General features: G+C 47.2%; 9 protein-coding genes and 4 pseudogenes. 6 read left to right on the top strand and 7 right to left on the bottom strand.

What is annotated here, in order from left to right; genetic code table 11:
* Window positions 1-103: 103 nt before the first annotated feature.
* From NDI45_RS29505 to NDI45_RS29515, 3 genes and pseudogenes are all read right to left on the bottom strand, one after another.
* Complete coding sequence (locus NDI45_RS29505) at window positions 104-592, bottom strand: nucleotidyltransferase family protein (RefSeq protein ID WP_348249920.1); 489 nt, start codon at window positions 590-592, stop codon at window positions 104-106.
* Window positions 571-1,728 carry an XdhC/CoxI family protein gene (locus NDI45_RS29510; RefSeq protein ID WP_348249921.1) on the bottom strand — a complete coding sequence of 386 codons (1,158 nt, stop codon included), beginning with the start codon at window positions 1,726-1,728 and terminating at the stop codon, window positions 571-573. Before NDI45_RS29510 ends, NDI45_RS29505 begins: the two co-directional genes overlap by 22 nt.
* A gap of 4 nt (window positions 1,729-1,732) precedes the next feature.
* A pseudogene (locus tag NDI45_RS29515) lies at window positions 1,733-2,107 on the bottom strand (molybdopterin cofactor-binding domain-containing protein); the annotation flags it as partial.
* 292 nt (window positions 2,108-2,399) lie between these two features.
* On the opposite strand from NDI45_RS29515, the pseudogene NDI45_RS29520 reads away from it, so the two are divergent.
* Window positions 2,400-2,559, top strand: a pseudogene (locus NDI45_RS29520) (peptidase E); the annotation flags it as partial.
* A 65-nt stretch (window positions 2,560-2,624) separates the two neighbouring features.
* Here NDI45_RS29520 and NDI45_RS29525 read toward each other — a convergent pair.
* A complete protein-coding gene (locus NDI45_RS29525) occupies window positions 2,625-3,917 on the bottom strand; it encodes a DEAD/DEAH box helicase (protein ID WP_348249922.1) in 1,293 nt (430 codons plus the stop codon).
* A 202-nt stretch (window positions 3,918-4,119) separates the two neighbouring features.
* Window positions 4,120-5,508 carry an ISKra4 family transposase gene (locus NDI45_RS29530; protein WP_348249923.1) on the bottom strand — a complete coding sequence of 463 codons (1,389 nt, stop codon included), beginning with the start codon at window positions 5,506-5,508 and terminating at the stop codon, window positions 4,120-4,122.
* Between the two features lie 109 nt (window positions 5,509-5,617).
* Between NDI45_RS29530 and NDI45_RS29535 the strand changes: the two are divergent.
* Window positions 5,618-6,469: pseudogene (locus NDI45_RS29535) on the top strand (hypothetical protein); the annotation flags it as partial.
* Window positions 6,470-6,571: 102 nt separating this feature from the next.
* Here NDI45_RS29535 and NDI45_RS29540 read toward each other — a convergent pair.
* Both NDI45_RS29540 and NDI45_RS29545 read right to left on the bottom strand, forming a co-directional pair.
* The gene (locus NDI45_RS29540; RefSeq protein WP_348249924.1) at window positions 6,572-7,471 is read right to left on the bottom strand and encodes a hypothetical protein; all 900 of its coding nucleotides are present in this window, start codon (window positions 7,469-7,471) and stop codon (window positions 6,572-6,574) included.
* A 79-nt stretch (window positions 7,472-7,550) separates the two neighbouring features.
* Window positions 7,551-7,775 (bottom strand): DUF433 domain-containing protein, encoded by a 225-nt coding sequence (locus NDI45_RS29545; RefSeq protein ID WP_348249925.1) that lies wholly within the window; start codon window positions 7,773-7,775, stop codon window positions 7,551-7,553.
* Between the two features lie 465 nt (window positions 7,776-8,240).
* On the opposite strand from NDI45_RS29545, the gene NDI45_RS29550 reads away from it, so the two are divergent.
* From NDI45_RS29550 to NDI45_RS29565, 4 genes and pseudogenes are all read left to right on the top strand, one after another.
* Window positions 8,241-8,798 carry an RNA 2'-phosphotransferase gene (locus NDI45_RS29550; protein WP_348249926.1) on the top strand — a complete coding sequence of 186 codons (558 nt, stop codon included), beginning with the start codon at window positions 8,241-8,243 and terminating at the stop codon, window positions 8,796-8,798.
* 11 nt (window positions 8,799-8,809) lie between these two features.
* Window positions 8,810-9,661: a GNAT family N-acetyltransferase gene (locus NDI45_RS29555; protein ID WP_348249927.1), complete on the top strand. Its 852-nt coding sequence runs from the start codon at window positions 8,810-8,812 to the stop codon at window positions 9,659-9,661.
* A complete protein-coding gene (locus tag NDI45_RS29560; protein WP_190792139.1) occupies window positions 9,658-10,101 on the top strand; it encodes an NADAR domain-containing protein in 444 nt (147 codons plus the stop codon). Before NDI45_RS29555 ends, NDI45_RS29560 begins: the two co-directional genes overlap by 4 nt.
* 30 nt (window positions 10,102-10,131) lie before the next feature.
* A pseudogene (locus NDI45_RS29565) lies at window positions 10,132-10,407 on the top strand (3'-5' exonuclease); the annotation flags it as partial.
* Window positions 10,408-10,524 lie beyond the last annotated feature (117 nt).

A 10,524-nucleotide genomic window follows, 5' to 3' on the forward strand; every position in this document is an offset into this window, starting at 1 on the left:
GTGCCAACGCCGTGATTCAATTGGGTCAGTGCTGGTTTGATAGCGAGTTTTGAGTTCCTCACTACTGAGATGTTTTTCCAGTGTCAGTGTACGTGCCATGCTCCTATTTTATAGTGTTACTGCTTAGCCGGATTTCTATAAGTTCTAGAAATAACGCTTTATGAAATAGGGCTGGAATACCCAAAATTTCCCCATACTCAGAAGCCACGATCGGGACATTTGTCGTCCGGTGCTTATTAATCAATTGGTGAATTAAGTCGGAAGAAACAAATGGTTGATCACAGACCATGAGAACGATCGCATCTAGTTTAGGGGTGATCGCCACCATCTCCAACCCATACCGAATTGAACTTGCTATTCCTGATTCCCATTGTTCGTTGTAAATAATTTGGATGTCCAGATTTGCTAGGTGTGGAACAATTGTCTCGGCATATGCTCCCAAAACTATCCCAATAGGCTGGCAACCAGTCTGAATCGCCACCTCTGCCATTTGTCGAATCAATGGCTTGCCTTTGTAGGCTAGAAGTTGTTTCGGTTGCCCTAAACGGTTAGAGGCTCCGGCAGCAAGAATCAGGATACCAACTCTAGACATGGCAGTTCTGGAGAAGAATGGATGGAACCCACGCGATCGCGCAGATGACGACCAGAACGCTCACTCAGTACCGCTTGAATTTCCGCCACAATGGAGAGGGCGATTTCTTCAGGTGTTTCGGCTCCGATGTCTAATCCGATTGGGTTATAAAGTTGCTGCATATGTTCGGAACTTGGATTAACACCGTGTTCAGCCAAGTCTTCCCATAATTTTTGCATTCGCCGCTTCGGACCTAATATTCCTAAATAGCGGAGTTGAGCTGGAATTAGAGTTTTGAGAAACGCCAGATCAGTGAGATACCGATGAGTCATCACAATCGCGATGGTTTGAGGCGTTAGCAGATGATGATAGGCATTCGGCGGATCTGGGATGCAATAGAGGAGTTGATCGGCAAGGGGAAAGCGATCGCGGGTCAGTTGTTCGGGGCGATGATCAATTACTGTAACGTGCCAGCCTAATTGTTTCGCAAACTGCACTACGGGAATCGCGTCATATCCAGCCCCAAAGATCAACAATGGAACAGGTGGATGAATCACTTCTATCAATACATCAATTCGTCCAGTAGATAGAGCGTAGGACTGTACACAAGATTGTTGTTCAATGAGTGATTTTTGCACATCAGTTGCAATTCTTTGAGTAACATCTAAATTGGTTATTTGGTTGATAACTGGAGCATTAAACTTCATCATTAAGCGATCGCCCACTTTGACATCTGGCACGTTATCGATAGAAAAGATTGTGGCGATCGCGCCCATTTGTTGCATCATCAAACAATCTTCTACGAATAACATTTGACTGATTACAGCACCCTTCAATGATTCGAGCAAAACATCCACAATGCCATTGCACCCTAAACCAAACCCAAACAAAATGTCATCATTGGAAGTAGTGTCGTATCGTACCAGGATAGGATCACTGTCAGTGGAGAAGAGGGAGCGCGATCGTTCTAAGATATCTGCTTCCAGGCAGCTACCACTGATGGCACTGGTCATCTCACCGTCCTCAGTCAGCAGCATTCGGGCACCCGGTCTGCGGTAAACTGAACCGCTTGTTCGTACAACAGTTGCCAGAACTGCGCGTTTTCCATTGTTTTGAATCTGTTCAAATGCTTGTAGGATTCGCTGTAATTCATTCATAGGACTACGCCATCAACTTGTCAGGAGTGATTGGTAAATTGCGGAATCGTTTGCCTGTTGCGTGGTAAATTGCATTCGCAACAGCCGCAGCAACTCCGGTAATGCCCACCTCACCAACTCCCCGCACACCTAGGGGATTAAACGTCAAATCTGGTTGCCCTACAAAGGCTACGTCAATGCGAGGAATATCGGCATAAGCAGGATAGTGGTACGTTGCCAGGTCATACGCCACGGGATAACCTGTGTTGGGATCAATCCGGCATTCTTCCATCAATGCTTCTCCAATGTCCATGATCACGCTGCCTCGCACTTGGCTGGCTGCAGCTTTGGCATTCATGACCCGTCCAATGTCCATCACTGAAACCCAACGGGTGACTTGCTACTGGCAGCGCCACCCGGTTGCGCTGAGCAATTTTATAAATGGTTTCTGCATCTGCCGTGCCAATTAGATGAGTATGAATTTCAACCTTTGGCATCTCGCACAGGAGTTTGGACATCTGGTTCATTTCACAATTTGCCCCCATAATTTTCCCAATCCGTATGCCCTAGAAACGGCTTGGCACAATCCTTACATAAATAGCATTGCTTGCTGTAGCGATGCCTGTTCTTCGACAAGCGGAAAGACTGGGAACTGAAAGATCGGCAATTGTAGCAATTGAGGTAAGAGCCAAATGTCTGCGTCTCTTGTGGAGAGGCATATTGTGGCAATGGGTGGCGATGGTTTCTCAATGGAACCCGATAATCCTCTTCTGGATCAATACATTTCTTGGACTCGTGGATAAGCCACAGCCCAAAGTTTGTTTTCTACCAACGGCGGGTGGAGACAGCGATCGTGCCTAATCAATCCACTGCTACTGCAAATACTCCAATACAACCATTCCCTCGAGATGGGTACCTTAAACTGGGCGAGGCTGTTTACGTGAGCGATTTCCAGTAGCAGTGGAATTTTTTCCACGGTAAGGAGATGAAGCAGAATGAGTTTGGCGCTGTCCACCTCGACGTTTTTTAGATCGCTGTTGGTCAGGTTGCCCTTTTGCCTGTAACTGAGAAGAAGCCGTTGGCTCGTATCCCAGAATGACATCTGTTGTTAGTTTGCGCTTTAATAGCTGCTCAATCCCTTGCAAAAGGGAGTTTTCATCTTTAGAGACCAGAGAAATTGCCCGTCCGGCATGACCCGCGCGCCCCGTCCGACCAATCCGATGCACGTAGTCTTCAGGCACGTTCGGTAGTTCAAAGTTCACCACGTGAGGCAGTTGATCAATGTCTAACCCCCGGGAGGCGACATCGGTGGCAACGAGGACGCGCACCTTCCCTTGTTTAAAGTCATTCAGAGCACGAGTACGGGCAGACTGGGTTTTATTGCCATGAATCGCAGTCGCTTTCAGCCCATCTTGAGCCAGTTGCTCCGCCAATCGGTTCGCCCCGTGTTTGGTGCGGGTAAAGACCAAAACCTGTTTCCAATTATTAAAGCCAATCAGATGAGACAGTAATTCTCGCTTACGATCGCGATCCACTGGATGCACAATCTGTTCAACTTGTTCTGCCGCTGTGTTGCGAGGGGCGACTTCAATCTGAACTGGCTGATTGAGCAATGTGTCAGCCAGTTGCCGGATCGCGGGCGAAAAGGTGGCAGAAAACATTAACGTCTGTCGAGAAACGGGTAATTTTGCCAGAATTTTGCGAATGTCGTGGATGAATCCCATATCTAACATGCGATCGCACTCATCCAGCACTACGATTTCAATCTGGGACAGATCAATGGTTTTCTGCGCCAGGTGATCCAATAATCGTCCGGGAGTTGCGACTACAATATCCACGCCCCGTTTCAACGCTTGCACTTGCGGCACAAAGCCAACACCCCCATAAACGATCGCTGACTTAAGAGTCAGATATTTGCCATAGGTTTTGACGCTATCACCGACTTGGGCTGATAGTTCACGGGTTGGGGTCAGGATGAGAGCACGCGGGTGGCGATAACTTTTTTCGGGGGATGAAAGGTTGAGGCGTTGTAGTAATGGCAGCGTAAAGCTGGCGGTTTTACCCGTTCCTGTCTGGGCACTGGCAAAAATATCATGTCCCTGCAAAATCGCCGGGATTGCCTGCTGCTGGATCGGTGTTGCTGTGGTGTAGCCTTCATCATTAACAGCACGCAGCAATTCGGTCGAAAGACCGAGGGTATGAAATGTCATAGATTAGATCGCTCCTGGTTGTGCCCCTATCCCCAATAGAATGCTGGGACCAGCCTAAGAGCAATAGTTAGTTGTTTTTATGGATGCCTCGAATAAACAAGTTCCAATACGCAATAACAGACCGGACGTAAATTGCGAAACTTAATCTTAGCATATAGCAGTCCTAAATCGTTTGTGTAGTCAAGAGGCTTTGTGGGCGCACCTAGCGGTTGGGGGAGTAGAGATGGAGGGTTAAAGGGTGGTCTGCGAACAGGGGATCAAAACGCCCATTGACCCAAGCTAGACGCAAGTGCAACAAGTGATTAAATCCTGCCTCACTCCAACGCATTCCAGTTCCCTTAAAGCGTTGCTCAATCAGCCACTTGCAAGCACTCTCGACCATGCCTGAACCAATGGGAAATCCTTGTTTTTTGAACTGTCGATATTGCAGATGAGGTAGATGTTTGCTGAGATATTGCTGCACTCGCTTCAACACTGGTTTGGCTGAAGCAGGCGTGGACGGATACTTCAATAAACGTCCCAGTTCTTGAACAATCCGATGTACATATCCATGACGTAATGAATGGCGCAATCGCTCAAACCATTGCCCAGGAGTGTGAGTCGGGAGCGTATCGTCATAAGCTTCGGCAGCTTCCCACAACTGCTGAGCAGCATGATAGAAATCCAAAATACCGATAGCGATGCTGGCAAAGTGTTGCTCAAATAATCGCCGAAATCCGCGTGCTCCATCAGAAATCCAAACCACTTGAGGGGCAGTGGTGATGCCTTGATGCAAGGCTTCTAGCTGAAGTCGTGCTTGCAGGGCAGCGATGTCGCCCAGCACTGCCACTAGTCGTCGTTGCTCCAGTCGAGTCTTGGTTTGAGCACTTCGAGTCTGAACGGAGCGAAGTCGAGCAAGCAGAGCGATCTTGACTTCTTGAAAGCGGATCTTGCCCTTGGGCGTTCCTGCTTGAGCGCGAAACGGCACACTGACACCATCAGCAGCAATTACCAAAGGCAAGTCCACGAACATCGGGTCAATCGATTCTTGGGCAGGTTCAATGCCTTTGTCCAACGATATCAATTCCCCTTCTAGTTGCTGGATGGCTTGTCGTCCAAACTGCTGCACCCACTGCCAAACAGTGTCATCGCTAATACGAATGCCACACAACTGTGACAGCAGTTGCACGGCTAACTCAAACGGTAGAAATACAGCCAAAAGACAACCTAGACGCACCAGTTCAACCGACGTTTGCTGATACGGGACAATCCCAAGTACGGCATCAAATGGCGCATCATGACTGCCAGCACAACGATGTGGGCACCGTCCAACCCGTCGTCGCCATTCAACCCATCCCACTAACGTCAGCATCCGACGACTCACAAACCCCTTACTCTCCAAACGACTGCCACACTGATGACAATTGCCCCAAAGCTGAGGTAATTGGGCGCGTTCATTGAGGTGATGGTTCACTAATGCTCGGGCAAACCACAGCCCGATTTGCCAAGCCGCTAAGACCAGACTGGCAAGCGTGACGCTCCTTTGCAGGTTTTCATACAGCTGTTGCAACTCAAGGGCATCGAGTTCCACGATGTGTTTTAGCGTTAGCATAGAAGGAGATTTTTATTGTTTGGGGTGCGTCTACTCGGCGCACCTTTTTTGTTTCCTCTTCCATTCTCGCTAATTCTATTTCGAGTCCCCCAACTGCCGGATGTGCCCGATCGCCATTGGTGCAATCAAGCAACTGACTCCAACGGTGCTGGTGGCGTTAATCAACAGCATGACTCCGCAGGAAGTGATCAACAACCTCAAGTCGCTCAAGGCAAGAGGGGCAATGGATCACCCAGAGGTGAAGGCGTTGATTGATGGCAAGCTGGATGAAGCATCCAAGAGTGCGCGAGTTGCCGCATTCAAAGCACAGGTTGCAGCGGATGCAGCGGATCTCGATGACGACACCCTTGCCCGTTTAGAGAAGGTGACGAATGAGCAGGTAAAGCGGCGTGGTGTCATTACCCGTCCAACTGCCTTGCTTGTGGACAAGTCGGGTTCGATGGAGAATGCGATCGAGTTAGGGAAGCGACTGGCTGCCCTGATCTCTGGCATTACTCAAGCAGACCTGTTTGTCTACGCCTTCGACAATATTCCTTATCCTGTCACTGCACAGGGTAAAGAGTTGACCGACTGGGAGCGGGCATTCCAGCACATCAAGGCTGGGGGTGGTACGAGCATTGGTGCGCCTCTGGAAGCGATGCGGAAGAAGCGGCAAATTGTTGACCAGATCATCGTCGTTACAGACGAAGGTGAGAATGCGGCTCCCTACTTCGGTGAGGTTTACAAGACCTACTGCCGGGAGTTGGCGGTGATGCCAAACGTGGTGATTGTCCGTGTGGGTAGTTACTGCACCTGGCTGGAGAGCCAACTGAAGGGACAGCAGGCACCTGTAGAAACGTTTACCTTTGTGGGAGACTACTACAGCTTGCCCAACCTTGTGCCGCTGTTGACGCGCCCTTCTCGTCTAGATCTGTTGATGGAGATTCTGGACACGCCGTTGCCGGTGCGATCGGATAAGTAGTCTCAAATCATAGGTGCATTGTTTATTACTAATGCACCTAATAAAATCTATAATTTACTTTAAATTTCTGTTAGATTGAAGAACTCAACCTACTGATATTCTTCACTGCTTACTAAAATCAATTCCTGCTTTTATAGCTTTTCCCTTGAGGTAGTTAATGAAAGCAGAGCAAGATACAAGCATAAACTTAGCATCTTCAAAATCAAGATTGGATTCGTCTAGTAAGGCATGGCGTATACCATTTGCATCGTTTGTATAACCATACAGCTGGCTGAAAGCTCCGCCTAAGGCAGGATGCAAATCAACCTTCTGTTCTTTTCCTATTGCCTTTAGAGCTTTCCCCAATGTTGCTTTATTGTCATTAGAGATCAGACAGCAGATTGATTCCACAGCACTAATAGATTCTTTTATAGAATTTCTATAGTCGGGATTTTCTTTATTTGATAAGCAAATCACCGCCGTTTTGATATGATTTGATACTGGAATAAATCTGTCCTCGCTTGTTAAAGCTTCTTCTATTATCTTGATCTCTGTTTCTGAGGTTATCGGTGTAATTGTAGAGCCAACAAAACGATAGCCGGAAAACTCGCGTTCAAGTACAAAATTGCAGAGATGGATAAAGCTTTCCAATGTAGAATGATTTGTATAACTTCTTGCAATGAACTCCAAGAAGTCGTATACCTCAAACCACTGATACTGAAAAAACTTTTTCTTTATAAACCTATAGTCAAATTCCCAAAATCCCGACAACTCATCAAATGTTTTCTTGAAATGAGAAAACCATAAATTTTTAACCAAAAACCTTACGTTGTCTCTTTCAACATGATGATAATTGTTTGATTCTTTTTCATCGTAATCTATTTGAGAATACCCTTCCAGCTTCTTCCAGAAGGATAGAACCAAAACATTCCACAGACTGTTACGCAAATCATCATCCATTGACTCAATTTGCATAATATCTTTTCTAGGTATAAACCCAAATCTTTGAGAGAATGTATCCATACTTTACTTTCTACTAAGGCTACACCATGAGCTATCAGATACAGTCAGACCGAGTGAACAGTTATAACCAATAGCAGTTTCATGCTTGAATCATCAGCGTTTGTCGTTCTCGGTCAGCCGCATAACTCAAACAAGCAAGAATATCTTCTTGAGTTAAATAAGGGAAGTCATCCAAAATTTCCTCATCCGTCATACCTGAAGCCAGATAGAACAGCACATCATAAACCGTGATTCGCATTCCACGAATACAAGGTTCTCCGCCCCGCTTTCCAGGCTCGATTGTGATGATGTCTTGATACCTCATAGTTTCTCTGTAGGCTGAAACACGACCATCCTAACGCTTGTGGCGATAGAAAAGCCTAGTTCTTCAGGAATCTCCTGATCTTGCGTGTAGTATTTGTAGTATAAATTGTATTATGAATTTCTTGCGATCGCTCAACCACAGGAGGTGATGGTGATGAGCGACATGAAAAAAGTGTATGAAGTGGTAGCGATCGCCGTTCAGGAATCTTTGTCTGATAAGCGGTAGCATTTCATAATCTCCTGCGTGCCCTAACCTGTAGAGCCTACATACGAGTACGAGAGGAAAAGTACCACTACGAGCAGTGGACGCTTGTGAACGGGGAGTGCGAATAAGGAGGTCGGCTTAGAAGTAGCCATCCTTGAAAGAGTGTGTAATAACCCACGACTCGGAGCGCCCCAAGTAACTGAGAAAGCGCAATGCTCTCAAAACTCGCATGCAGGAGATTTATTAAAACAGAGAAACGTTATGGACAAAACACAGCAGATCAAAATTAGCAAATACCTCAGCAAACATCTGCGACACGCACCAGAGCGGCTTGAACTGACTCTGGCGCTCGGGGGCTGGGTGAACGTCGATGATCTGTTATCTGCTTGTGCTGCCCATCAGTTTCCCATCACTCGCGCTGAATTAGAGGAAGTGGTTGCCACCAGCGACAAACAGCGATTCTCATTTGATGAAACCAAAACTCGGATTCGAGCCAATCAAGGACATAGTGTTGAGGTTGATCTAGAACTCCAACCGCAAATTCCGCCGGATGTGCTGTATCACGGAACAGGGGAACAATCGGTGCCAGCCATTCTTCAATCAGGACTGCTCAAGATGTCACGGCATCATGTGCATTTGTCGAAAGATGTGGAAACGGCACGAAAAGTTGGAATGCGGCATGGTCGTCCGGTGATTTTTGCGATCGCTGCGACTGCAATGCAGCAAGCCGGGTTTACTTTTTACTGCTCAGACAATGGTGTTTGGCTGGTCGATCAGGTTCCACCCCAGTACTTAAAGATCCTGAGTCCTGAGTGCTAAGGAGATGAACAATGCAATTACGTCGATTTGATAGCCTTCAAGAATTCTGCGATCGCGCTCAGGATTATTTACTCCAGTACGAGGCAGAACACAATCTATTACTCGGTATCCTATATACGCTACGGCATTACCCAGAGCGATATCCTGAACCGCCTTACCTGGCGATCGTGGAAGCCGATAATGGAATTTTGGCTGTCGCAATTCGCACCCCTCCCTACAAGCTGGTGCTGTCTAAAGTAATGGACTTAGATGCGCTCCAGTTAGTTGCCCATAATGTCCAGGAGCAGGGCAAGCCCATTCCGGGTGCCGGTGGGTTAGTGACAGAGGTAGCAAGGTTTTTGCAATCCTGGCAGGCTCTCACCGGACAACCCTATCAAAGGGTGATGGAAATGCGAATCCATCAGCTAACCCAGGTTCAACCTGTAGCAACGGCAAAGGGGCATCTCAGGCTTGCCACTGAGGACGATCGCCCATTGCTGCTGGACTGGTTTCAAGCCTTTGTTGCTGAGATCGGTGAAGTGGTGAGTGAAACGCCTGAAAGGATGGTAGAGGCTGGGTTGAAACGCCAGAGTGTGCATCTTTGGGACGACGGTACTCCCGTTTCTTGGGCAAGTGGCAGCCAATCTTTACCGACAGCGGCTCGCATTGGTCCTGTTTATACACCGCTGGAGTATCGCCGCAAAGGATATGCAACCGCCTGTGTTGCTGCGTTGAGTCAGAAATTATTAGACCAGGGATGCGATCGCTGCTTTCTGTTTACAGATTTAGCGAATCCTACATCCAATCATATTTACAAACAAATTGGGTATCACCCCGTCTGTGACTGGCACGACTATTCATTCATTTTCGAGGAGCAACCATGACCATTTACTTTTACGTTGAACGAGAAAAGCCCTACGGTTGCTTCTCTAACTTCTCAGCACATGGTTTCATGCTGGATGAATTGTATTGGGCGACGAGTGAGCATTATTTTCAGGCACAGAAGTTTATTGATACTCCTTATCTAGAGAAGGTACGACAAACTAAAACGCCTAAAGATGCAGCCAATATGGGGCGCGATCGCTCCCTTCCCCTCCGCACGGATTGGAATCATGTGAAGGATGATGTGATGCGAAAAGCCGTTCTGCAAAAGTTTAGAATCCATGCAGATATCCAAGAGATACTGCTGGCAACTGGCGATGAAGTGCTCGTGGAGAACTCTCCGATTGATTACTACTGGGGTTGCGGCAAAGATGGCAGCGGCAAAAATAAATTAGGGCAAATTTTGATGGAAGTGCGTGAGGTTTTACGCAACGAGAACTGATAGATAAAAGTGAGGGAAAGGGAGGAATAGATGATGGACTTAACTCAATACGATTACTATTTAGTCCTTGATTTAGAGGCGACTTGTTGTAACCAAGACACGATCAAGCGGCATCAGATGGAAATTATCGAAATTGGAGCCGTAATGGTTGAAGCACAGAACTTGAACGTAATTGAAGAGTTCCAAACGTTTATCAGACCTACTCGCTATCCTGTCCTCACAGAGTTTTGTAAATCATTAACCTCAATTACTCAGGAGCAAGTCGATCAGGCTCCAGGTTATGTGGAAGCGATCGCTCTCTTACAACATTAGAGTTGTCGGGAAATAAGAACAGAGCTAGCCAATGCGACCTTTCAAGTTCTTCCTATGCCGCAGTCAGGTAGAAGTTCCATAATCCTGCTGCGGTTAGCATAAGGTGATCAT

Source organism: Leptolyngbya sp. GB1-A1 (assembly GCF_039962475.1).
Classification (GTDB): Bacteria; Cyanobacteriota; Cyanobacteriia; order Elainellales; family Elainellaceae; genus Leptolyngbya_A.

Excerpts from the sequence above, each read along its gene's own strand:
- NDI45_RS29530 (WP_348249923.1), bottom strand. The coding sequence starts at position 5,508 with ATGCTAACGCTAAAACACATCGTGGAACTCGATGCCCTTGAGTTGCAA.
- NDI45_RS29555 (WP_348249927.1), top strand. The coding sequence starts at position 8,810 with ATGCAATTACGTCGATTTGATAGCCTTCAAGAATTCTGCGATCGCGCT.
- NDI45_RS29525 (WP_348249922.1), bottom strand. The coding sequence starts at position 3,917 with ATGACATTTCATACCCTCGGTCTTTCGACCGAATTGCTGCGTGCTGTT.
- NDI45_RS29540 (WP_348249924.1), bottom strand. The coding sequence starts at position 7,471 with ATGGATACATTCTCTCAAAGATTTGGGTTTATACCTAGAAAAGATATT.
- NDI45_RS29510 (WP_348249921.1), bottom strand. The coding sequence starts at position 1,728 with ATGAATGAATTACAGCGAATCCTACAAGCATTTGAACAGATTCAAAAC.
- NDI45_RS29505 (WP_348249920.1), bottom strand. The coding sequence starts at position 592 with ATGTCTAGAGTTGGTATCCTGATTCTTGCTGCCGGAGCCTCTAACCGT.
- NDI45_RS29545 (WP_348249925.1), bottom strand. The coding sequence starts at position 7,775 with ATGAGGTATCAAGACATCATCACAATCGAGCCTGGAAAGCGGGGCGGA.
- NDI45_RS29550 (WP_348249926.1), top strand. The coding sequence starts at position 8,241 with ATGGACAAAACACAGCAGATCAAAATTAGCAAATACCTCAGCAAACAT.
- NDI45_RS29560 (WP_190792139.1), top strand. The coding sequence starts at position 9,658 with ATGACCATTTACTTTTACGTTGAACGAGAAAAGCCCTACGGTTGCTTC.